At 70.8% G+C, this 21,760-nt stretch carries 22 protein-coding genes; 4 read left to right on the forward strand and 18 right to left on the reverse strand.

Annotated elements, in window-relative coordinates:
* Window positions 1-81 (forward strand): IS3 family transposase (locus tag IM767_RS20200; RefSeq protein ID WP_194398810.1); only part of this gene is annotated, 81 nt, incomplete at its 5' end.
* Between the two features lie 67 nt (window positions 82-148).
* Here the strand turns inward: IM767_RS20200 and IM767_RS20205 are convergent.
* The 4 genes from IM767_RS20205 to coaBC all read right to left on the reverse strand — a co-directional run bounded on the left by IM767_RS20205 (window position 149) and on the right by coaBC (window position 5,530).
* Window positions 149-2,302: a DEAD/DEAH box helicase gene (locus IM767_RS20205; protein ID WP_109212316.1), complete on the reverse strand. Its 2,154-nt coding sequence runs from the start codon at window positions 2,300-2,302 to the stop codon at window positions 149-151.
* Window positions 2,303-2,567: 265 nt separating this feature from the next.
* Window positions 2,568-3,203 carry a hypothetical protein gene (locus IM767_RS20210; RefSeq protein ID WP_109212315.1) on the reverse strand — a complete coding sequence of 212 codons (636 nt, stop codon included), beginning with the start codon at window positions 3,201-3,203 and terminating at the stop codon, window positions 2,568-2,570.
* A 114-nt stretch (window positions 3,204-3,317) separates the two neighbouring features.
* On the reverse strand, window positions 3,318-4,214 hold the full coding sequence (locus IM767_RS20215; RefSeq protein ID WP_109212314.1) for a glycerophosphodiester phosphodiesterase: 897 nt from the start codon (window positions 4,212-4,214) through the stop codon (window positions 3,318-3,320).
* Between the two features lie 80 nt (window positions 4,215-4,294).
* On the reverse strand, window positions 4,295-5,530 hold the full coding sequence (coaBC, locus tag IM767_RS20220) for a bifunctional phosphopantothenoylcysteine decarboxylase/phosphopantothenate--cysteine ligase CoaBC (protein ID WP_109212313.1): 1,236 nt from the start codon (window positions 5,528-5,530) through the stop codon (window positions 4,295-4,297).
* Window positions 5,531-5,598: 68 nt separating this feature from the next.
* On the opposite strand from coaBC, the gene IM767_RS20225 reads away from it, so the two are divergent.
* Together IM767_RS20225 and IM767_RS20230 are read left to right on the forward strand one after the other, a co-directional pair.
* Complete coding sequence (locus tag IM767_RS20225; RefSeq protein WP_109212312.1) at window positions 5,599-6,315, forward strand: NRDE family protein; 717 nt, start codon at window positions 5,599-5,601, stop codon at window positions 6,313-6,315.
* 72 nt (window positions 6,316-6,387) lie between these two features.
* Window positions 6,388-7,149, forward strand: coding sequence for a LysM peptidoglycan-binding domain-containing protein (locus IM767_RS20230; protein WP_109212311.1), 762 nt, complete (start codon window positions 6,388-6,390; stop codon window positions 7,147-7,149).
* A gap of 55 nt (window positions 7,150-7,204) precedes the next feature.
* Here the strand turns inward: IM767_RS20230 and IM767_RS20235 are convergent, their stop codons facing one another.
* The 10 genes from IM767_RS20235 to IM767_RS20280 form a co-directional block, all read right to left on the reverse strand.
* Complete coding sequence (locus tag IM767_RS20235) at window positions 7,205-8,068, reverse strand: aldehyde dehydrogenase family protein (protein WP_109212310.1); 864 nt, start codon at window positions 8,066-8,068, stop codon at window positions 7,205-7,207.
* Window positions 8,065-9,579, reverse strand: a complete 1,515-nt coding sequence (locus IM767_RS20240) for an aldehyde dehydrogenase family protein (RefSeq protein WP_239453527.1) — start codon at window positions 9,577-9,579, stop codon at window positions 8,065-8,067. The genes IM767_RS20235 and IM767_RS20240 overlap by 4 nt, the downstream gene beginning before the upstream one ends.
* A 16-nt stretch (window positions 9,580-9,595) precedes the next feature.
* Window positions 9,596-10,603 carry a deoxyribose-phosphate aldolase gene (deoC, locus tag IM767_RS20245; protein WP_109212309.1) on the reverse strand — a complete coding sequence of 336 codons (1,008 nt, stop codon included), beginning with the start codon at window positions 10,601-10,603 and terminating at the stop codon, window positions 9,596-9,598.
* Window positions 10,604-10,659: 56 nt separating this feature from the next.
* Entirely contained in the window at window positions 10,660-11,604 is a 945-nt protein-coding gene (locus IM767_RS20250) for a sugar-binding transcriptional regulator (protein ID WP_109212308.1), read from the reverse strand.
* Window positions 11,605-11,706: 102 nt separating this feature from the next.
* On the reverse strand, window positions 11,707-12,075 hold the full coding sequence (locus IM767_RS20255) for a hypothetical protein (RefSeq protein WP_109212307.1): 369 nt from the start codon (window positions 12,073-12,075) through the stop codon (window positions 11,707-11,709).
* Window positions 12,076-12,140: 65 nt separating this feature from the next.
* Window positions 12,141-13,151, reverse strand: coding sequence for a bifunctional riboflavin kinase/FAD synthetase (locus tag IM767_RS20260; RefSeq protein WP_109212306.1), 1,011 nt, complete (start codon window positions 13,149-13,151; stop codon window positions 12,141-12,143).
* Window positions 13,148-13,591: a hypothetical protein gene (locus tag IM767_RS20265; protein ID WP_109212305.1), complete on the reverse strand. Its 444-nt coding sequence runs from the start codon at window positions 13,589-13,591 to the stop codon at window positions 13,148-13,150. Before IM767_RS20265 ends, IM767_RS20260 begins: the two co-directional genes overlap by 4 nt.
* 21 nt (window positions 13,592-13,612) lie before the next feature.
* A complete protein-coding gene (locus IM767_RS20270) occupies window positions 13,613-13,981 on the reverse strand; it encodes a hypothetical protein (protein WP_109212304.1) in 369 nt (122 codons plus the stop codon).
* The gene (gene truB / locus IM767_RS20275; RefSeq protein ID WP_109212303.1) at window positions 13,978-14,961 is read right to left on the reverse strand and encodes a tRNA pseudouridine(55) synthase TruB; all 984 of its coding nucleotides are present in this window, start codon (window positions 14,959-14,961) and stop codon (window positions 13,978-13,980) included. Before truB ends, IM767_RS20270 begins: the two co-directional genes overlap by 4 nt.
* Window positions 14,961-15,641 (reverse strand): nucleoside/nucleotide kinase family protein, encoded by a 681-nt coding sequence (locus IM767_RS20280; protein WP_109212302.1) that lies wholly within the window; start codon window positions 15,639-15,641, stop codon window positions 14,961-14,963. Before IM767_RS20280 ends, truB begins: the two co-directional genes overlap by 1 nt.
* Window positions 15,642-15,745: 104 nt before the next feature.
* Here IM767_RS20280 and IM767_RS20285 point away from each other — a divergent pair, with 104 nt between their 5' ends.
* Complete coding sequence (locus IM767_RS20285) at window positions 15,746-16,672, forward strand: HhH-GPD family protein (protein ID WP_109212301.1); 927 nt, start codon at window positions 15,746-15,748, stop codon at window positions 16,670-16,672.
* Window positions 16,673-16,696: 24 nt separating this feature from the next.
* Here the strand turns inward: IM767_RS20285 and IM767_RS20290 are convergent, their stop codons facing one another.
* From IM767_RS20290 to infB, 4 genes are all read right to left on the reverse strand, one after another.
* Window positions 16,697-17,986: a glycosyltransferase gene (locus IM767_RS20290; protein WP_109212300.1), complete on the reverse strand. Its 1,290-nt coding sequence runs from the start codon at window positions 17,984-17,986 to the stop codon at window positions 16,697-16,699.
* Window positions 17,987-18,002: 16 nt separating this feature from the next.
* On the reverse strand, window positions 18,003-18,575 hold the full coding sequence (locus IM767_RS20295) for a TetR/AcrR family transcriptional regulator (protein WP_109212299.1): 573 nt from the start codon (window positions 18,573-18,575) through the stop codon (window positions 18,003-18,005).
* Window positions 18,576-18,822: 247 nt separating this feature from the next.
* Window positions 18,823-19,257, reverse strand: coding sequence for a 30S ribosome-binding factor RbfA (gene rbfA / locus IM767_RS20300; RefSeq protein WP_109212298.1), 435 nt, complete (start codon window positions 19,255-19,257; stop codon window positions 18,823-18,825).
* A gap of 64 nt (window positions 19,258-19,321) precedes the next feature.
* The coding region (infB, locus tag IM767_RS20305; protein ID WP_242061677.1) for a translation initiation factor IF-2 at window positions 19,322-21,760 on the reverse strand (2,439 nt) is incomplete at its 5' end.

Here is a 21,760-nt window from a genome sequence, read left to right on the forward strand (position 1 = left end):
TGGTACAACCACGACCGCATCTCAGAACGACTCGAGGGCCTGAGCCCGGTGCAATACCGGACCCAGACCCTCGCGGCCTAGGCTTCGACTAAACCAGTCCAACAAACGGGGACCAGTTCAGTGCGCGCCGCCCCTTCGTCGCAGAGTCCTACGCCGCGCCGAGCGCCTGTCGCAGCAGGTGCATCAGCGCCGACAGCTGCACGGAGTCGCTGGACTGCGGGTCGACGGCCTCGCCGTCGAGCGCGCGGGCGGCGAGCCCCTGCTTCGAGTCGATCAGCTCGGCGATCTTGGTGTCGATCGTGTGCGCGGCGATGATGCGCCACGCGGTGACGGGCTCGTCCTGGCCGATGCGGTGCACGCGGTCGATCGCCTGCGTCTGCTCGGCAGCCGTCCACGACAGCTCGGCGAGCACGACGTTCGACGACGCCTGCATGTTCACGCCGACGCCCGCAGCGGTGAGCGAGCAGACGGCGATGCCGACCTCGGGGTCATTGTTGAACGCGTCGATCGCCTGCTGACGCGAGGACGACGGCTGGTCGCCGCGCAGCGACACCGTCTTCAGACCCGCCGCGGCGAAGTGCGCCTCGGCGGCGTCCATGACGTCGATGTGCTTGGCGAAGAACACGACCTTGCCCACCGAGCGCTGCAGCTGCACGGCGTAGTCGGCGGCGAGCACCGCCTTGGCCTGGCCGATCTTGCGGACCATGGTGAAGACGTTCTCGGAGCCGGTGCCGGCGGCCTTGGACTCCTCGAGCTCGTTGTGAGCGACGAGCCGCACGATGTCGTCGTCGATGCGACCAGGACCATGGCCGCGGTCGCCGCGCGCCTCGATGATGCGGCGGTACTTCGCCGCCAGCCGCTCGCCGAGCTCACGCTCGGCCTGGCGGATCGAGCGACCGAACTCGTCGTCGAGCTGCACGGGCAGGTCGGCGATGAGCTTGTCGGGCAGGTCGGCCGCGACATCCTTCTTCTTGCGCCGCACGATCCCCATCGAGATGACCGCATCGCGCGCCTCGGGGTAGAAGGACTTGTCGGCGGGGGTCAGCCCGGTGTCGTCGAGCTTGTCCATGAGCACGGGGCCCGGCTTCTCGCCGTTCGTCCAGCCCAGGAAGCGCCAGATCGCGTCGAAGTCCTCGACATCGTTGATGAGCGGGGTGCCCGTGAGCGCCAGCAGCAGCGGGTTGCGCACCTGCTCGCGGATGCGCGTGGCCAGCGCCAGGACGTTCTGCGAGCGCTGCGACGTGAGGTTCTTGATGAAGTGGGCCTCGTCGACGACCATGCCCTTCAGGCCGATCGTCGAGAGCCACGACAGGTGGCGGTCGAGGATCTCGTAGTTGACGATGAACACGTCTGCGAATGCATCGATGTCTTCGCCGTCGCCCTGGATCACCGTCGCGCGCCGCTGCGGCGTCCACCGCTCGACCTCGCGGGCCCAGTTCATCTTCACGACGTTGGGGACGACGGCCAGCAGCGGGTACGCGTTCGCGACGGATGCCGCGAGCACCGACTCCGCCGTCTTGCCGAGGCCCGGCTCGTCGGCGAGGAGGAAGGTGCGGTGCCCTGCCCGCACGGACTCGAGGAAGCGCGACTGGTGCGGCATGACCTCCAGGCCCTTGGGCGACATCCGGTCGAACTCCGGCACGGGCGGAAGGTCCATCGACGCGCTCGCGCCGCCGGCGCCGGTCTCGAACGCCTTGTACAGCGGCCCCATCAGCTCCCAGCTGTCCAGGCGGCGACGCGGCGTCTCCTTCGCGATGCGCAGCGAGAGGTCGGGCGCGAGGAACGGGTTCGCCTCGCGACGGGCCTCCACCTGCTGCGGCACGACCTGGCGCTCGGCGAGCGCGGCGGGCACGACGGGCACGGCGACGGGCGCGACGTCGGTGATGATGAGCTCGTCGGGCGGCAGTTCGGCGCCAGACTCCAGCAGCCAGTCGCGGCGCATCCGGCGCGCGACCGGCGACGTGGCCTGGTCGACCTCGAGCAGCTGGATGAGCGAGGTGTCGCGGGCCGCGGTCTTGGCGAGGATGGTGGCGACGCCGTCGAGCCGCTTCAGCAGCTCGGCGCGCGCGGCATCCGTCAGCTCACCGTCGCTCTTCACGCGGGCGCGCTCCTCGCGCACCAGGAACGCGATGACCTGGAACTTGACGCGGTTGGTCGGCCCGAGCTTGCCGCGCTGGGCCTTGGCCTCGACCTCGCGCACCTTGCGCGCGAGGATCGGGATGATCGGGGCCTCGTCGTCGCGGCGCGCGGACGAGGACTTGCGGCGACGCTGCGCCGTCTGGGCGGGTGCCGTGGTCGGCATGCTCCTCCTGAGCGTGAGTGCCGGATCGGGACCGGCGAGGATCGGATGACACCGATTGTTCTGCGTGCTCCCGCGGGCGGCGCGGACGCCGTCGCGAACGCGGGATCGGGAGGTGGCCGCCGCCGGTCACGGGCACTCGCTTCTGCGAGCTGCGACATCGTCTGCGGTTTCCCTCCGCCTATTCTACGGGACGACGCCCCCGTCAGGGGAAGTAGGCCCGCCGTGCGGGCGCGGATTTCCTGCGATGGAAGAGCGGATGCCGCCCTCAGCCCCAGATGGTCGCCACGACGTCTTCGGTGTACCCCTCGGGAGAGAAGTTGATCCACGCCGTCGTCACGAGGCCGTCGGCGCCGACATACACGGTCTCGCCGCGCGTGTACTCCTCGTCGTCGAGCGTCACGCCCTTCTGCTCGATCCGGCACACGGTGCCCTCGCCGAGCGCCTCGCACCCGTAACCCGCCTGCGGCAATGCGTCCAGGACGCTGGAAGCCTCCGCCTCCTCGATCGCGGTGACGTTCGTCGCCATGCCGTACTCGCTCGGCTGACCCCACGAGCACCGCAGTGTCGCGGCGCCGCCGTGGATCAGCTCGAGCAGATCGGCGTTCTCGCTCGAGAGCATCGTGACGCCGGGATCGTTCAGTGGCGGGTTCGCCGACTGGAGCTGCGCGAGCATCGCGGGCGAGTAGATCTCCTCGCACGTGGCGGGCACCTCGAAGCCGGCCTCCGGCTCTGCCGTCTCGGTGGGCGCCGGGGTCGCGGTCGGGGTCGATTCGGTCTGCGTGCTCGTCGGCGTCGACGTGGGTGTCGCGGAAGGCTCCGGCTGGCACCCGGTCACAACCACCGCCGTCGCCAGTGCAATGCCGCAGATCACGACGCGCGTCCACCTGTTCTGCTGCGGCATCCGACTGCTCACTTCCCGTGCCCGGCCGCGTCCTGCGGCTGTGTTTCGAGACTAGAGACGTCCGGGAACGGATGCCACGGGCCACGCCGCGCCCGGACCGCACCGTGCGACGGGTCAGGGGCCGGCGTAGGCGCTCTGCCACTCCGAGAGGGTGTGCGGATCGTCCGTCACGATGCCGTCGACGCCGAGAGCGGTCACCGCGTCCCACTGCGTGTCGCGGTTGAGCGTGTAGACGACCACCCTGGCCCCGGCCGCGTGCAGCTCGTCGACGATGCCGGGCCGCGCCAGGACCGCCTTCCGGCTCACCACGACGCCCCGGGCGCCCGACTCCGCGACCGCGCTCACGACATCGGCCGGCAGATGCTTGAGGATCAGCAGCCGCGACAGCACGTCGGACTCCACCGCGGCGAGCGCGAGCGTGCGCGCATCGAAACTCGCGAAGACGATGTGGCGCTCGAGTCCGCGCGCGGCGACCTCGGCGACCGCCGCGTCGACGGCCTCGGCATCCCACGCCCCCTTCAGCTCCACGATCGCGCGCCCGTCCGCTTCGAGGAGCGCATCGAGGAACTCGGTAAACGTCGGGACGGGCGTGCCCGCGTACGCCGAGTCGAACCACGACCCCGCGTCGAGCTCGCGGACCTCGGCGAGGGTGAGCGAGGCGAGTCGCCCGTGGCCGTCGGTCGTGCGGTCGACGCTCTTGTCGTGCATGAGGACGGGGTGGCGGTCGGCGGTGAGTGCGACGTCGACCTCGACGTACTCGAATCCCGCGGCGAGCGCGGCCGTGATCGCGGGGAGGGTGTTCTCCGGCGCGGTGGCGGCTCCTCCTCGGTGACTGGCGATGAAGGCGGCGTCGCCGGGTGTGCGCTCATCACCGAGGAGCTCGGTCGATGTGACGCGCGCCGGCGCGGCTCCGAGGAAGGCGATGACGATGCTCGCGATGGCGAGCACGCACATGACGGCCAGGGCGTGGATCCGGTCGCGGGCGCGATCGGGTGCCGCGGAGTCGGGCATCGGGCATGTCCTCCGGGGGTCGGACACCATGTCACCGTCGACATGGTGCGGACCACTCTACATGCGCCGTTACGCTTTCGTTACTTTGTTTTCGCTTGGCTTTCGCGCACCGCCAGCACCGCGTCCCACAGCGCTGCGGCGACGTCCTGCTTGCTTCCCCGCCGGGCTGCGACGACCTCTCCCCCGGCGTCGATGATGGTCACGGCGTTGTCGGCCGACTCGAACCCCTTCGACCAGCCCACCTCGTTGACCGCCAGGAGATCCGCGCCCTTGCGGGCTGCCTTCCGGCGTCCGCGGTCGAGCAGGGTCTCGCCGTCACCGGGCGTCTCCGCCGCGAAGCCGACGATCGTCTGCCCGCCACGCCGGCCGCGCACGAGGCCCGCGAGGATGTCGTCGTTCTCGATGAGATCGAGCGTGACGCCGCCCACGGGCGCGGACTCCTTGGACCGCTTCAGCGGTGACACCTCCGCCACCCGGTAGTCGGCCACGGCTGCGGCCATGACGATCACATCGGCCGTGGCGGCCTGAGCCTCGACGGCTGCTCCGAGCTCGGCGGCGGTCCCGGCGCGCACGACGCGCACACGCGGGAGGGCGGATGCCGCATCCAGCACCCCGTCGTCGACATGTGCGGCGACGAGGACGACGTCCGCTCCGCGCTCGGCTGCGGCCAGCGCCACCGCGACGCCCTGGCGCCCGCTGGAGCGGTTTCCGATGTAGCGCACGGGGTCGATGGGCTCTCGCGTGCCGCCGGCACTCACCACGACGCGCAGGCCTCCGAGGTCGGATCCCTCGGCACTGACGGCGGCGAGCGCCGCCTCGACGATCGCCTCCGGCTCCGACATCCGTCCCGGTCCGCTGTCGCCACCGGTGAGCTCCCCCTCCTCGGGGCCGACGACGATGACGCCGCGCGAGCGGAGGGTGGCCATGTTGTGCTCCGTCGCGGGATGCCGCCACATCTCGGTGTGCATGGCCGGCGCCACGACGACCGGTGCCGTGGTGGCGAGTAGGGTCGTTCCCAGGAGGTCGTCCGCGAGTCCCGCGGTCATCTTCGCCAAGGTGTTCGCCGTCGCGGGCGCCACGATCACGAGGTCGGCCGCCTGGCCGAGCGCGACGTGCCGCACCCGTGCGACGTCATCGTGGACGGAGGTCGTCACGGGGTGACGGCTGATCGCCTCCCAGGTGGGCAGCCCCACGAAACGCAGCGCGTCTTCCGTGGGGATGACATGGACGTCGTGCCCTGCTTTCACCAGCAGGCGCACGACCTGGACCGTCTTGTAGGCGGCGATGCCACCGGTGACCCCGACCACGACGAACACCCTCCGATCTTGGCACGACTGCCCGACACCCCGGCCACCGGCCGGCGCACGACCCCGAGGAGCCCCGCATGTGCACCGTCGTGATCCGCGTCCCCGACTCGGCGGACGAGCCCACGCGCGTGCTCGCGATCCGCGACGAGGATCCCGGACGACCCTGGAACCCGCTCGGCCGCTGGTGGCCCGAGGCTCACGACGGCGTCGTGGGCGTGCGCGACGTGCGAGCCGGCGGCGCCTGGCTCGCGGCCGACCCCGCAGCCGGACGCCTGGCCGTGCTCCTGAACCGGGCCGACGAGTCGACGCGCCCCGAGTCCGAGCTCCTGTCGCGAGGCGGCATCGTGCTCGACGCGGTCGCCGGCCGCTCCCCCGCCGGCGAACCGCCGACGCACGGCTTCAACCTCGTGGAAGTCGAGGGATCCCGCGCGCGCGTGCTGACGTGGGACGGCGTCGCGCTGCGCACGGTCGAGCTCGAGCCGGGCACGCACATGATCGCGCACGACGACGTCGACGACCCCGGAACACCTCGCATCGCGCGGTGGCTGGGCGAGTTCCAGACCGCGGACCCGGCCGTCGAAGGGCCGTGGTGGATGCCGTGGGTCGAGGTGCTGGAGCGCTCCGCCGAGCTGGCGCCGACCGACGACGGCGCCATCATCCGCGACAACCGGCCGCTCGGCTATCCGACGCTGTCGCTGCTGGCGTGCGTCGCCTCGGTCACCGCGCACGACGCCGACGTGCACTACGGCGAGCTGCGCGAACCCGGTCAGTGGGGCGGCCTCGAGCTCGCGTAGGTTCCCCGTGGTGCCGAGAACGTACGACAGCACCGCTGGCCTTGAGACACCCAGTCCCACTACGTTCGTCTCGTGAACCTCGCCGCCAAGATCACCACCGGAGCAGCAGTGCTCGTCGTCGGCGGCCTCGTCGCCCTCGCCGCGCCGACCGTATCGGCCGCTTACACGGAGGTGTCTTCATGGCCGATCTTCCAGTCGACCGAAGCGCCGACGGTCGAGCCGACGTCCGAGGCGGACGATGAGCTCGGGGAGAAGATGATCGATGAGCTGGGCGACGGCTACGTGTACGTCGGCAACGGCACCGCGATCCCGAAGGACAGTCCTGCCGGATGCGAGAACCCGGCTTGGCTCCACGTCGGCGCGATGAGAGCGAGCCTGAGCGGGGAGCTGGTGGACCGGGGCGCGCGTGACCTCGCCGCCGGCACCGTGGGCCTCGACGATGACGGCCGGATCAAGACGTACACCGTCGCGCCAGGCGACGCGCTCTACGCGATCGGCGACCGGTTCTGCATCGCGAATCCTCTGGCCCTCGACGGGCTCAATCACACGCACATGATCGCGCCCGGCGAGGTCCTGCTGCTCGCGCCTGACAGCTCTATACCGTGGGTGGACTACTACGCCCCGGTGGACGCACCCGGAGGCTTCGAACAGATCCCGTACCAGCTCGCACTCCAAGCCATGAGCCGCGCCGCTCACGCGGGCGACGTCGAGGCCATGCGCGCAATCTTCGCGGACGGCCTGGCCGACATGTTCCCCCGCAAGGCAGACGCCGACATGATCGCCCAGGCGCTCGACGCGGGCGACCTCGGAGTGCTGCGCCAGATGTTCGCCTAGCCGGATTCGTCGAGGCGAAGGCCCCGCTCCCCCACCCAGGACGCGGGGCCTTGCCCTAGACGAGGCTCTTCGTGTGCCAGACGGTCTTCGTCTCGGTGAACGCCGTGATGCGGGCGAGGCTCGGGGCTGCGGCATCCGTCCCGTTCTCCGGCGGGAGCACCCGCGTGAGCGTCTCGGCGGCCGCGATCTGCAGGTCGACCCAGTCCAGATCTCCGGCGCCCACGAGGTCGAGCGCGTGCACATCCGGGTGCGACGCGAGCCACGGCGCGAGCTCGGCGGGAGAGCCCGTCAGCACGTTGACGACTCCCCCGGGCACGTCGCTCGTCGCGAGCACCTCGGCGAGCGAGATCGCCGACAGCGGGAAGCGCTCGGACGCGACGACGACGACCGAGTTGCCGGTGACGAGCGCGGGCGCGATCGCCGACACGAGGCCGACGAGAGCCGTGTCCTGCGGGGCGATGATCCCCACGACACCGGTCGGCTCGGGCACCGAGATGTTGAAGTACGGCCCCGCGACCGGGTTGCCGTTGCCGGCGACCTGGCCGAACTTGTCGCACCATCCCGCGTACCAGACCCAGCGGTCGATCGCCTCGTCCACCTCGGCGGCGGCGACGGATGCCGACACGCCGGTCTGCTGGACGATCTCGTCCACGAACTGAGCCCGGCGACCCTCGAGGATCTCGGCGACGCGGTACAGCACCTGGCCGCGGTTGTACGCGGTCGCCCCCGACCAGCCTTTGACGGCGCCGCGGGCGGCGACGACGGCATCACGCGTGTCCTTGCGGGAGGCGAGCGCGGCGTTCGCGAGGAAGTCGCCCTTGGGCGTCGCGACCTCGTAAGTGCGGCCGGACTCGCTGCGCGGGAAGGCCCCGCCGATGTAGAGCTTGTAGGTCTTGGGGATCGTCAGACGCGTGCTCACGCGCGCACCTCCTTCTTCGAGCGGCCGCGTTTCGTCTCGCTCCGCTCGCTCAACGACCGGGAGTTCTCCAGGGCCGACCCGCCCTTGAGGTAGGCGGCCAGGCCGTGGCGGCCGCCCTCGCGTCCGTAGCCCGACTCCTTGTAACCGCCGAACGGCGACGACGGGTCGAACCGGTTGAAGGTGTTCGCCCACACCACGCCCGCGCGCAGGCGATCGGCCACCGCGAGGATGCGGGAGCCCTTGTCGCTCCAGACGCCCGCCGACAGACCGTACGGGGTGTTGTTCGCCTTCTCGATGGCCTCGGCCGGTGTGCGGAACGTCAGCACCGAGAGGACCGGGCCGAAGATCTCGTCGCGCGCGATCCGGTGACTCGCCTGCACGTTCGTGAAGATCGTCGGCGCGAACCAGAAGCCGTTGTCGGGGATCACGCAGTCGGCGCTCCAGCGCTCCGCCCCCTCCTCCTCACCGATCCGGCTCAGCTCGCGGATGCGATCCAGCTGCTCCCGCGAGTTGATGGCGCCGATGTCGGTGTTCTTGTCGAGCGGATCACCCAGGCGCAGCGTCGACAGGCGGCTCTTGAGCCGGTCGACGACCTCGTCATGGATGGACTCCTGCACCAGGAGGCGGCTGCCCGCGCAGCACACGTGCCCCTGGTTGAAGAAGATGCCGTTGACAATGCCCTCGATCGCCTGGTCGATGGGCGCGTCTTCGAAGACGATGTTCGCGGCCTTGCCGCCGAGCTCGAGCGTGAGCTTCTTGTCGGTGCCCGCGACCGCTTTCGCGATCTCGCGGCCGACCGCGGTCGAGCCGGTGAAGGCGACCTTGTTCACGTCCGGATGCCGCACCAGCGCCGCGCCCGTGGCGCCGGCGCCCGTGACGATGTTGACGACGCCCGGCGGCAGGTCGGCCTGCTGCAGGATCTCGGCGAAGATGAGCGCCGAAAGCGGGGTGGTCTCGGCCGGCTTCAGCACGACGGTGTTACCCGCAGCGAGCGCTGGAGCGATCTTCCACGCGAGCATCAGCAGCGGGAAGTTCCACGGGATCACCTGGCCGGCCACGCCCAGAGAGCGAGGGGCGGGCCCGAGGCCCGCGTAGTCGAGCTTGTCGGCCCACCCGGCGTAGTAGAAGAACCAGGCCGCCACGAGCGGCACGTCCACGTCGCGGCTCTCCTTGATGGGCTTGCCGTTGTCGAGGCTCTCGGCGACGGCGAGCTCGCGCGCCCGCTCCTGCACCAGCCGGGCGATGCGGAAGAGGTACTTGCCGCGGTCGCGGCCGCTCATCTTCGACCACGTCTTGTCGTAGGCGCGGCGCGCGGCGGCGACGGCGGTGTCGACATCCGCCTCGCTCGCCGATGCGATGGTCGCGATGTGCTTCTCGTCGGCCGGAGAGATGGTCGTGAACGACTCGCCGGATGCCGGGCGGAAGTCGCCGTCGATGAACAGCCCGTACTCGTCCCGCAGGTTCAGGATCGAGCGGGACTCGGGGGCCGGTGCGTACTCGAGGAAACTCATGGTCTGGTCTCTGATCTCAGTCGATGGTCACGTAGTCGGCGCCGGAGTAGTGTCCGGACTTCAGCTTCTGGCGCTGCAGCAGCACGTCGTTGAGAAGGCTGGATGCCCCGTACCGGAACAGGTGCGGCTGCAGCCACTCCTCGCCCACCGTCTCGGCGACGGTGACGAGATACTTGATGGCGTCCTTGGACGTGCGGATGCCGCCCGCGGGCTTCACGCCCACCTTCTCGCCGGTCGCGCGGTGCCAGTCGCGCACGACCTCGAGCATCAGGAGCGTGACGGGGAGCGTCGCCGCCGGCTGCACCTTGCCCGTCGATGTCTTGATGAAGTCGCCTCCGGCGAGGATCGCGAGCCACGACGCGCGCTTGACGTTGTCGTACGTGTTGAGCTCGCCGGTCTCGAGGATCACCTTCAGCGACGCGTAGGTGCCGTCCTCGCGACGGCATGCCTGCTTGACCCGGGCGATCTGGTCGAAGACGAGACCGTACCGGCCGGCGAGGAACGCGCCCCGGTCGATCACCATGTCGATCTCGTCGGCGCCGTGCGCGACGGCCTCCGCCGTGTCGGCCAGCTTGATGTCGAGCGACGCCCGCCCGCTCGGGAACGCGGTCGCGACCGCCGCGACGCTCACGCCGCCCTCGTCGGGATCACCGTGCGCCGAGCCGAGCGCCTCGACGGCGTACGGCACCATGTCGCCGTAGACGCAGACCGCGGCCACGCGCGGGGTGGTCGGGTCGGCGGCATCCGGATTCAGCGCCTTGGCGACGAGCGATCGCACCTTGCCCGGGGTGTCGGCGCCTTCGAGCGTGGTGAGGTCGATCAGCTCGATGATCTTGTCGAGCGCCCACGCCTTGGAGGTGGTCTTGATGGAGCGCGTGCCGAGACCGGCCGCTCGCTGCTCGAGGCCGACCGCGTCGACGCCGGGCAGTCCGTGCAGGTACCGGCGCAGCGTCGTGTCGTCGGGTTGGCCGCCCAGCAGTTCGACGGCCCGCTCGGGCAGCGTCACGATGGAGGTGCCTGACATGTCTTGACCTGGCTTTCGTTGGGAGGTGGGGAGTTGGGGAAGGCCGCTCGTGCGGGTCAGCCCTCGAGCAGGTGGCGCGCGGTGGACTCGTCGGTCACGAGCACCGTGCAGAGGCCTGCCGCGACGACGGCCGCGGCGATGGCGCGCTTGGGCTCACCCGCGACCGCCGCGATCGCGAGATCCGCGCGCCGGAGGTCGTCGAGCGAGAGCCCGACGGTACGGGCGTCGAGGGCGTCGTCGACGACCCGGCCGGCGGCATCGATGTAGCGCCCGACCACGTCGCCGACCGCGCCCGCTGCGACGAGGCGGTCGATGTCGGAGGGGGCCAGGTAGCCGCTGTCGACGTGGACGGAGCGGTGGTCGGCGGCCCCGGCGCTGAACAGGTAGGCGTCGGCCGAGCGGGCGAGCTCGAGCACGCGCGCCACGACGCGATCGGCCTCGATGGCCTCCTTGGTGGCGCGCTGTTCGAGGATCGCGGGGCTGGGCAGCAGCGCGGCGCTGCCGCCGCCCTTCTGGGCGATGCTGACCGCGGTCGCGGCCGCCGTTCCCGGTCGGGCGCTCATGCTCACGCCGCCGTTGATCTGCACCACGTCGGTGCCCGACGACCAGCCGTCGCGCAGGTGGTGCGCGATATCGGCGAGCGTGCGGCCCCAGCTGACGCCGAGGACGCGAGGGCTCGGCCGCAGGGCGGCGAGGTAGTCCGCGGCGGCCTGGGCGACACGCTGTTGCAGCTCGTCCTGGCTGCGCACGCCCGCCTGGGAGACGACGACCGCGTCGTGGAGGCTGTGCTGGTCGCGCAGACGACGCTCCAGCTGCGGACGACGTGCGCGCGAGTGAAGGATCTCGATGCGGACGAAGCCCTCTTCCTTCGCCTGGGTGAGGAGGCGGCCGACCTTCCAGCGGGTGATCTGCAGGCTGCGGCCGATCTCCTCCTGCGTGAGGTTCTCCTCGTAGTACAGCTCGGCGGCGCGGATGGAGAGGAGCTCGTCGACGGCGTCCACGATCCTCCCTCCGTCGTCCTCACCTCAGGCTGACACAGCGCCGCGCAGATGCGCAACATCTGCACAGAACTTGCTCATCTGAGCAGCCCGAGTGTTCCGAAGTCAGACCGGCGTGCTGGGCGTGGCGCTCGCCCGCGAGTGGCGGAGGAGCACGATCACCCCGATTCCCACCACGACGACGAACGCGATCGACAGTGTGACGAACGCGAACCAATTGCCGTCGAGGGCGAGCACGATCGCCGCCGAGATCACCGCGATCGCCGCTGCGGTGAGTTTGGACGCGAACTTCATGCCGACCCCGGGGGTCAGTCGCCCCGGTGGCGAGTCGCCGCGCGCGAGAATGAGGTCGGCGAACGCATCGAGCGTCGCCAGCAGCGACGCCGAGTACGCCACGGCGCAGCCGAGCGCGCCCCACAGGTTGACGGAGTCACCGTCCGCCGCCTCGGCGGCCATGAGGAGCAGCGCGTGCACGCCTCGATGCTAGAAGCGTCGCGGCGCCCGGTCTACGGGCAGCGTCACAGGCCCGACCGCGAGGGTCAGGTCAGCTCGTCGCGCACCTTCGCGACATCGTCGGTCATCTGCGTTATGAGGGGCCCGATCCCCTCGAACGCGACCATGCCGCGGATGCGCGACACGAACTCGATCTCGACGGTGTGCCCGTAGAGATCCAGCTCGGTCTCGTCGAGCACATACGCCTCGACCTGACGCACGGGGACGTCGTCGAACGTCGGGTTCGTGCCGATGCTGATCGCCGCCGGGTACTTCACGGTGCTGCGCGGCTCGGATGCCCCGTCCCCGGGCGCGCCCTCGTCGACGAGCCAGCCCGCATAGATGCCCTCCGCGGGTACGAAGCCCTCGAGGTCGGCCGAGAGGTTCGCGGTCGGGAAGCCGAGCTCGCGTCCGCGCTTCAGGCCGTGCACGACCTCACCGCGCACGGAATGGTGCCGGCCGAGCAGGCGGGTCGCCCCCGCGACGTCTCCGGCATCCAGGAGTTCCCGCACCCATGTCGACGACACCCGCCGGCCGGCGTCGATCGCGCGCACGTCGTCGACCACGTCGACCTTGAAGCCGAACTCCGGCCCCAGCTCGCGCAGCAGGTCGGGGTTGCCCGCCCCGCCGCGGCCGAACCGGAAGTCCGCGCCGACCATCACGACCCGCACCCCGAGCGCGCCCACGAGAACGTGCTCGACGAACTCGCGGGCGCCGAGGTCCGCCAGGGCGCGGTCGAAGGTGAGCATGAGCGTGGCATCCACTCCCGCATCGGCGAGGAGGCGCAGCTTCTGCTCCACGCCGACGAGGCTGTCGGGGCAGATCTCGGGACGCAGCAGCGCGAGCGGGTTGCGGTCGAACGTGACCGCGACCACGCGAGCGCCGGAGGCCGCGGTGGTTGCTGAGCGAGGAGCGTCGGCGACGAGACGAAGTGCATCCACCCTCGCCCTGTCGATCACCGCACGGTGACCCGAGTGCACACCGTCGAACTTGCCGATCGCGACCACCGACGGGCCGAAGCCCGCGGGAACCTCGCTGGGGTCGCGGAAGACGATCACGACGCGACCGCCGCGGGCGCGGGAGCCTCGGCCTCGGCGGCAGGCCGATGGGTCGCGAGCCACCACAGCCCGAGGAAGGGGAGCACGAGCGGCACGAACAGGTAGCCCATGCCGAACCACGACCACACCGTCGGGTGGGCGAACAGCTCCGGCAGCACGAGGCTGAGCGTGCCGATCACGAGCACCCCGACCAGCTCGAACACGATGGCGACCCACGCCACGACATACCAGCCGCGTCGTCCGGCGAAGACGAGCGCGAGCGTGGCCACGATGTAGACCACGGCGGAGACGGCAGACAGCGTGTAGGCGAGGGGTGCCTCGTCGAAGCGCTCGACGATCTGCACGAAGGACCGACCGGTGGCACCGAGAGCCATGATCGCGTACACGATCACGAGCACGCGGCCGATGCCGGTCATGCGGGGGCGGGCGGAGGACGACATAACCAGACGAGTTTAGTTCCGCTAGGCGACCTGGATCGTCCAGATCACCTGCATGCGCCACACCATGACGGCGATGGAGAGCGCCGCGATACCCATGATCACTGTGCTCCAACGACTGCGCTCGAGCAGCGCCCAGGCGACCGCCGCCAACGGCAGCAGCACGGCCGAGATGAGGTAGACCCAGAACTCGAGGAGGCTGCCGGAGGGCGGGTTGCCCGCGAACGGGGCGATGATCGCGATGACCACCTGCGCGAGCAGCAGCAGCTCGACCAGGGCGAGGGAACCGACGGTCCAGTCGCTGGGGCGTCGGCCCGCGAGTCCGGCGATGACGCAGAACAGCCCGGCCGCGACGGCGACGACGACCTGCGCGATCGTGAACCACAGGATCATCGGGGCGCCTCCTCGGGCATGTTCATGGTGCTCTTGACATCGGCGCCGCGGCGCCCGACGATGCCCACGAGACGGCCGTCGGGGTCGATGGCCGCGGTCGGGTCGGCTACCAGCCGCTCGGCGGCGCCGACGAGCCGCTTGCCGTGACGCAGGTCGCGCGCCTCCTCGGCGGTGACGTCCAGTCGTCCGAGCACGGCGGCCGCAGCCTCGGCGGGTTCCACCGAGCGTGCATCGGCGAGCGCGTCGATGGCAGCTGCGTCGGCGACGTCGAAGGGGCCGATGCGGGTGCGACGGAGCGCCGTGAGGTGCCCGCCGACGCCGAGCGCGGCGCCGAGGTCGCGCGCGAGCGAGCGGATGTAGGTGCCGCTGGAGCAGTCGACCACCACATCGAGATCGACCACACCCGAGTCAGCCGAGGCGACCGGTCCGGCTCCGGAGCCTTGTCCCCCGGCCGGTGAGCCCTCTCCCCCAGCCGCCGAGCCCCTGGCCGCCGAGCCTGCCGAAGCGCGCCGCTCTGCGACGACGTCGAACCGCGACACCGTGACCTCGCGGGCCTTCAGCTGCACGTCCTGACCGGCCCGCGCCAGGTCGTACGCCCGGCGCCCGTCGACCTTGATGGCCGAGTAGGTGCTGGGCACCTGCGAGATGCGACCAGTCAGCGCCGCGATCGCCTCGGAGATCGCCTCGGACGCCAAAGGCGAGGCATCCGTCGCCGCGATCACCTCGCCGTCGGCGTCGTCCGTGTCGGTCGACACGCCCAGGCGGATCGTCGCCTCATACGTCTTGTCGAGGCCGACCACGAACGTCAGCAGGCGCGTCGCGCCCTCGACCCCGAGCACCAGCAGGCCGGTCGCCATCGGATCGAGCGTGCCGGCGTGGCCGATCTTGCGGGTGCCGAGCGCTCGACGCGCCCGTGCGACGACGTCGTGCGAGGTGATGCCGCGGGGCTTGTCGACCAGCAGGATTCCGGGCGCCGCCATCAGCCGCGCCCCACGATCCGCGGGTGTCCGAGATCGGAGTTGTCGACGATGACGGATGCCGCGTCCCTGGGCCGCGCCTCGCGCAGGTAGATCTCCTGACCCTGCCGGTAGCGGGCGTTCGACAGCGCGTCGGGGTCAGGGTCGGAGCCGTCACGGAGAGCCATGCGCGCGTACGTGGTCTCGAAGGGCACCTCGAGCCAGACCGAGGCGTCCCACAGGTCCCGCAGCTCGGGACGGTGGAGGAAGATGCCGTCGACGACGAGCACGGCATCCCGCGGCGCCGTCACCCACTGCGACTCGACGGGGGCGTCTCGGGCGACATCGAAGGCCGCGAGCTGGAATCCCGTGGTGCCGGCGGTCTGCGCTCCGTCGCGGAAGGGGTCGATGAGCACGCGGCGGAAGGTCGCGTAGTCGTAGGAGTCGCGATAGAAGCCCTCGGGGCTCTGGCGTCCGCGGAGGTACCTCTCGGCGCGCGGCCGGTGGAAGCCGTCGATACCCGCTCGGAACACTGCATCGCCGGTCTCGGCGAACACCTCGGCGAGGCCGTCTGCGAACACCGTCTTGCCCGCGCCGTCGACTCCGTCGATCGCGACGATCACCCGCCCGGCGCCGTAGCGCCGCCGCACGCGATCCCGCAGCTCGCGCCACAGCGTGGTGGTCGGCGTGACGGGTAGTCGCATGCTTCCAGCCTACGGCGCGCCGGGGAGCGGCCCCACCTCGTGCGGTCCCACCCGGCCGGCACGGCCGGGCCGAGGGCGAAAGGCGAAGACCTAGGCTGGACGGCATGCCCGATCTCGCCACGCCGCTCGTCGGGTGGTACCGGCTCAACGCGCGCGACCTGCCGTGGCGGCGCCCCGGATTCGGGGCCTGGGGCGTGCTGGTGAGCGAGTTCATGCTCCAGCAGACGCCGGTGAACCGCGTGATCCCCCATCTCCAGGCGTGGCTGACGCGGTGGCCGACGCCCGCGGACCTCGCAGCCGCCGCGCCGGCCGACGCGGTGCGGCAGTGGGCGAACCTCGGCTATCCGCGCCGAGCGCTGTGGCTGCACCGCGCCGCCGTCGAGATCCGCGACCGGCACGGCGGCGTCGTCCCCCGCGACGTCGACGCACTGCTGGCTCTCACCGGCATCGGCGACTACACGGCGCGGGCGGTCGCGGTCTTCGCCTACGGCGACCGGCATCCCGTCGTAGACACCAACACCCGACGCGTGCTGGCGCGGGCGATCGACGGCAGATCGCAGCCCGGTCCCCCGTCACGCCGCGATCTGGCGGCGATGGAGGCCGTCCTGCCCGAGGATCGCGAGACCGCGGCGGTCGTCGACGCGGCGGCGATGGAGCTCGGTGCGACGGTGTGTGTGGCCCGTACCCCGCGGTGCGATGCGTGCCCACTGCGCGACCGGTGCGCCTGGCGCGCGGCCGGGTACCCCGACACCGGCGACGACCGCCGCAAGCAGGCGCGTTACGAGGGCAGCGACCGGCAGGCCCGGGGTGCGGTGCTGAAGACGCTGCGGGATGCCGCGTCCCACGCGGTGCCGCTCGCCGAGGTCGCGCCCGACTGGCCCGATCCCCTCCAGCGCGACCGCGCGATCGACTCGCTGATCGCCGACGGGCTGGCCGAGGCATCCGCGGGTCTGCTGCGCTTGCCGCTCGGCGGGCTCGATGCCCCCCAGCGGCCCTCGCCCGGAAGCCGCGCCGCCGGACGCGACGGGTGATGCAGCCAGCGCCGTCCGGCAGGGCTACCGCGGCGCGCGTTCGATCAGCTCGACGAGCTTCCCGTCGTCGAGTTCGGCGCGCATCCGCTGACCGAGGTCCTCGGCGGCGCGCGCGAAGCCCGGCTCGACGAGCAGCCGTTCGAGCGCGCGAGCGATCCGGAAGGAACTCGCGCCCGCCTTCAGCGTCAATCCGGCTCCGCGCGTCGTCATCCGAACCGCGTTGTCGTGCTGGTCGCGGAACTTCGGCAGGCAGAGAACCGGCTTTCCGGCCATCAGCGCCTTCGTGATCGTGCCGTGGCCGCCGTGGGTCACAACGACGTCGGCGTCGGGGAAGATCTCGGAATGCGGGATCGCTCGCACGACTCGAACGTGTTCGCTGCCGGCGATGCGGTCGGGATCGATCGTCGGACCCGTGCACACCAGTCCGCGCACGCCCAGCGCCGTGAGGGCGGCCGTGACCCGACGCAGCACCGCGTCCTGTCCGGTGACGAACGAGCCGGAGAAGCCGACGACGACGAGAGGGAGCCGACGCTGCTCGGCAGTCCAGTCGGCGATCGACCCGGTCTGATCGGAAGGGGTGCCGGGTGCGGGCTTGGCCCATTGCGGGTCGTCGTCGATCGCACCGACGTAGTGGGCGAAGGCCGGAAGGTCGGCCGGAAAGTCGAATGCTGCGGCGGTTGTCACGAGCACCCGTTCGCAGGAGCGCAACTGATCCCATGGGTCGGTCAGCGGCGCGAGTCCGTAAGATGCACGCGCGGCATTGAGCGCGGGCAGCCCGCTGCGCCACGCAGCCCGGACCACGGCGTTGAGCAGTCGGTCGCGCGACCTGCCGAGCGTTCCCGTGACCGGCTTCAGCCCCAACCCGAACGGGGGCATCCCGGGAGCGGGCAAGACATAAATGCCTGGCAGCACACCGACCGTCGGCACGGTCGCGGCCTCGGTTGCGACCATCGGACCGAGAATCACGGCATCCACGAGAACAACATCGGGCGGGCGTCGCTTCAGCTCAGCCATGGTCTCCTCGGCGAAGTCCGCCGAGGGACCGGTGATGAGTCGCTCGGACACCCGGCGGAACAAGCCGATCGGGGTGCGCGGCTCCCAGTCCTTCAGCACATCGTCCTCTCGCGCGGGAGACGCCCGATGCGGCGCCTTTCTCCACGTCCGCAGCTCGACTCCGGCGCGCGCGGCTTCGTCCGCCAAAGTGGGGTCGCCCAGAACTGTCACGGTGTGACCGCGCGCCAGCAGTCGTCGTGCAATGCCGAAGTCGATGGGAACTGTGCCGGCACCGTCCCATGTGGCGAACAGGATATGCATCTCCGACTCCTCTGCTTCAGCCGCTCGCGTCGGCGAAGGCGATCGCGCCGTCGATCAGGACGGTCATCGCATCGACGGTCGTCTCCGCATCGTTGCCCAGATCGATACGTATGAGCCGCCAGGTTCCGACGTCTGTGGCGGCGTAGAGGGCGGCCAGCGCGCGCTCTCGTCGAGAGCCGTCGGGCGGGAGGTGGCGCGCGAACGATTGCTCCAGCCACATCATGTGCTCCCGCCGGCCCCGGTCGATCATCGCCGCCAACGCCAGCGAGTTCTCGGCCGCTGCGACCAGCCCCGCATAGGCGCGCCCGTAGTGCTCGTACTGTGACGCGAGCGCGGCGGCTGCGCCCGCGGCGTCGACGGGCGTCGAGCCCCGCTCGTCGCGCAGCGATTCGGACAGCATGTCCGCGAGGGCGCGGAGGAGGCCCTCCTTGGACTGGAAGTGATTTCGCACCGTCTGCACGGTGACCTCGGCGGCGGCCGCGACGAGCGGAAGCGTCACCTTGTCGAAGGGCATCTCGAGCAGTGCCTGTCGCGCGCACGCCAGGATGCGCGACCGCGTCTGCTCTGCGATCTGCGCCCTCGCACGCATTGTGTAATGCCGCCCCACATCGGCGAGCGTAACATTAGTTTTATGCGACGTAAACCCAATTGTTGGACGATGGCCGAGCGGTGATGCACCGCACGGATCTGGCGCAGCGCGACCGCGATCGACTCGCTGATCGCCGACGGCCTGGCCGAGGCATCCGCCGATCTCCTGAGGCTGTCCGCGTGACGCGCCGGCAGACGACGAATGCCGCGACCGGAAATCGGTCGCGGCATCGCCGTGGTTCTGAGGATCAGTCCTCGTCGTCGAGCTCGCGCGGCTTGACGTACGGGTCGGCCTCGCCGGCGTACGTCGCGCTGGACGCGATGCCGGCGACCGCCTGGTCGCGCTCGCGCGCCTCGCGCAGGAGGTCCTCGATGTGGCCGGCGTTCTCGGGGATCGCGTCGAGGATGAACTCCAGCGACGGGGTCAGCCGCACGTTGAGGTGCTTGCCGACCTCCGAGCGCAGCATCCCGGTCGCCGCCTTGAGCGCTTTGGCCGATGCCTCGCGCTCCTCGGCGGAGCCCAGCACCGTGTAGAACACGGAGGCGTGCTGGAGGTCGCCGGTCACGCGGACGTCGGTGATGGTGACGAATCCCAGCCGCGGGTCGCGCAGACCCTTCTCGAGACGCTCGGCGAGGATCACCCGGATGCGGTCGCCCAGACGGGCCTGACGTTCCGAAGGCATGATGCTGCTCCTTTCGAAGCGTGAGGGACGCCCCGACCTGCGGGGCGCCCCTCACGTGCGCGACTTACGCGCGGGGCTTCTCCACCATCTCGGTGGTCTCGATCTCGTCGCCCACCTGGATGTCGTTGTACTTGCCGAGGCCGATACCGCACTCGAAGTCCGTGCGGACCTCGGTGACGTCGTCCTTGAAGCGGCGCAGCGACTCGATCGCCAGGCCGTCGGCGATGACCACGCCGTCGCGGATGACGCGCGCCTTGGCGTTGCGCGTGATCGTGCCCGACCGGACGATGACACCGGCGATGTTGCCGAACTTCGAGGAGCGGAACACCTCGCGGATCTCGGCGACACCCGACTGGACCTCTTCGTACTCCGGCTTGAGCAGGCCCTTGAGCGACTGCTCGACGTCGTCGATCGCGTTGTAGATGACCGAGTAGAACCGGACGTCCACACCCTCGCGGGCGGCGCGCTCGCGCGCCTTCGTGTCGGGACGGACGTTGAAGCCGATCACGATCGCGTTGTCGATCGTGGCCAGGTTGATGTCGGACTCGGTGATCGCACCGACGCCGCGGTGGATGATCCGCAGCTGGACCGAGTCGTCGACCTCGATCTTGAGGAGCGACTCCTCGAGCGCCTCGACGGCACCCGACACGTCACCCTTGATGATGAGGTTGAGCGACTCGACCTTGCCCTCCTCCAGAGCACGGGTGAAGTCCTCGAGCGAGATGCGCTTGCGGGCCTTGGCCAGCTGCGCGTTGCGCTCGGCGGCCTCGCGCTTCTCGGCGATCTGACGAGCGGTGCGGTCCTCTTCGGTCACGATGAATGTGTCGCCGGCTCGCGGCACCGAGTTCAGACCCTGCACCTGCACCGGGCGGGAGGGGAAGGCCTCCTCGACCGGGTCGCCGTTCTCGTCGATCATGGCGCGGACGCGGCCGTACGCCGTGCCTGCCACGATCGCGTCGCCGACGCGGAGCGTGCCGGACTGGATGAGCACCGTGGCCACCGAGCCGCGGCCCTTGTCGAGCTTCGCCTCGATCGCGACACCGCGGGCGTCCTTGTTCGGGTTGGCCGTGAGGTCCAGACCCGCGTCGGCGGTGAGCAGCACCGCGTCGAGGAGCTCCTGGATGCCGGTGCCCTGGCGGGCCGACACGTCCACGAACAGCACGTCGCCGCCGTACTCCTCGGCGACCAGGCCGTACTCGGTGAGCTGCTGGCGCACCTTGGCCGGGTTGGCGTCGGGCTTGTCGACCTTGTTGACCGCGACCACGATCGGCACGTTCGCCGCCTGGGCGTGGTTCAGGGCCTCCACCGTCTGCGGCATGATGCCGTCGTCGGCGGCGACCACGAGGATCGCGATGTCGGTCACCTGGGCACCACGGGCACGCATGGCGGTGAACGCCTCGTGGCCCGGGGTGTCGATGAAGGTGATCGCACGCTCGATCTCGTCGTGCTCGGTCCAGACCTGGTACGCACCGATGTGCTGCGTGATGCCGCCGGCCTCGCCCGCGACCACGTTGGTCTGGCGGATGGCGTCGAGCAGTCGGGTCTTACCGTGGTCGACGTGACCCATGACGGTCACCACCGGCGGCCGGATCTCGAGGTCTTCCTCGTTCTCCGCCTCCAGCTCGGCCTCGAGGTCGAGACCGAAGCCCTCGAGGAGCTCCTTGTCCTCGTCCTCGGGCGAGACCATCTGGATCTTGTAGCCGAGCTCCTCGCCGAGCACCTCGAAGGTGGCCTCGTCGAGCGACTCCGTCGCGGTGGCCATCTCACCCAGGTTGAACAGGATGGTCACGAGCGTGCCGGGCTGCACGGTGTAGCCGCGCAGCGCCTCGAGCTTGTCGGCGAAGTCGGCGATCGATGCGCCGCGGCGCAGGCGGATGATCTCGCCGTTGCCCTTCTGGACGTTGACGCCGCCGACGACCGGCGCCGACCGCATCTCGAATTCCTGCCGCTTCGCGCGACGCGACTTGCGCTGCTTCGACTTGCCGCCGCCCTTGCCGAACGCACCCGCGGTACCACCGCCGGGGCCGCGACCGCGACCACCGCCACCGCCGGGACGACCGGCGAAGCCACCGCCGGGTGCACCGGCACCGGGCGCGCCGCCGGGGCGCTGGAAGCCGCCGCCACCGCCGCCGGGACGACCGGGACCGCCGGGGCGCTGCTGGAACGGCGCGCCGGGACGACCGCCGCCACCGGGACGACCTGCACCGCCCGGGCGCGGAGCGCCGGGACGCGGGGCGCCGGGGCGCGGAGCCTGCGGACGCGGGATGTTGCCGGGCGTCGGGCGCTGGCCCATGCCCTGCGACGACGCGAACGGGTTGTTGCCCGGACGAGGGCCGGCCGGACGCTGGCCCATGCCCTGCGACGAGGCGAAGGGGTTGTTGCCGGGACGCGGCGTGCCGCCGGGACGCGGGGGCTGCGGCGTCGCCCTGTCGATGATGTCGGTGACATCGGGGCTAACGCGTGTCGAGGGTTGCACCGTCGGTTCGCGACGGGGTGCAGCTGC

Source organism: Microbacterium ureisolvens, assembly GCF_015278315.1.
Taxonomy (GTDB): domain Bacteria; phylum Actinomycetota; class Actinomycetes; order Actinomycetales; family Microbacteriaceae; genus Microbacterium; species Microbacterium ureisolvens.

Excerpts from the sequence above, each read along its gene's own strand:
- IM767_RS20205 (WP_109212316.1), bottom strand. The coding sequence starts at position 2,302 with ATGCCGACCACGGCACCCGCCCAGACGGCGCAGCGTCGCCGCAAGTCC.
- IM767_RS20210 (WP_109212315.1), bottom strand. The coding sequence starts at position 3,203 with ATGCCGCAGCAGAACAGGTGGACGCGCGTCGTGATCTGCGGCATTGCA.
- IM767_RS20215 (WP_109212314.1), bottom strand. The coding sequence starts at position 4,214 with ATGCCCGACTCCGCGGCACCCGATCGCGCCCGCGACCGGATCCACGCC.
- IM767_RS20225 (WP_109212312.1), top strand. The coding sequence starts at position 5,599 with ATGTGCACCGTCGTGATCCGCGTCCCCGACTCGGCGGACGAGCCCACG.
- IM767_RS20240 (WP_239453527.1), bottom strand. The coding sequence starts at position 9,579 with ATGAGTTTCCTCGAGTACGCACCGGCCCCCGAGTCCCGCTCGATCCTG.
- deoC (WP_109212309.1), bottom strand. The coding sequence starts at position 10,603 with ATGTCAGGCACCTCCATCGTGACGCTGCCCGAGCGGGCCGTCGAACTG.
- IM767_RS20265 (WP_109212305.1), bottom strand. The coding sequence starts at position 13,591 with ATGTCGTCCTCCGCCCGCCCCCGCATGACCGGCATCGGCCGCGTGCTC.
- IM767_RS20270 (WP_109212304.1), bottom strand. The coding sequence starts at position 13,981 with ATGATCCTGTGGTTCACGATCGCGCAGGTCGTCGTCGCCGTCGCGGCC.
- truB (WP_109212303.1), bottom strand. The coding sequence starts at position 14,961 with ATGGCGGCGCCCGGAATCCTGCTGGTCGACAAGCCCCGCGGCATCACC.
- IM767_RS20280 (WP_109212302.1), bottom strand. The coding sequence starts at position 15,641 with ATGCGACTACCCGTCACGCCGACCACCACGCTGTGGCGCGAGCTGCGG.
- IM767_RS20285 (WP_109212301.1), top strand. The coding sequence starts at position 15,746 with ATGCCCGATCTCGCCACGCCGCTCGTCGGGTGGTACCGGCTCAACGCG.
- IM767_RS20290 (WP_109212300.1), bottom strand. The coding sequence starts at position 17,986 with ATGCATATCCTGTTCGCCACATGGGACGGTGCCGGCACAGTTCCCATC.
- IM767_RS20295 (WP_109212299.1), bottom strand. The coding sequence starts at position 18,575 with ATGCGTGCGAGGGCGCAGATCGCAGAGCAGACGCGGTCGCGCATCCTG.
- rbfA (WP_109212298.1), bottom strand. The coding sequence starts at position 19,257 with ATGCCTTCGGAACGTCAGGCCCGTCTGGGCGACCGCATCCGGGTGATC.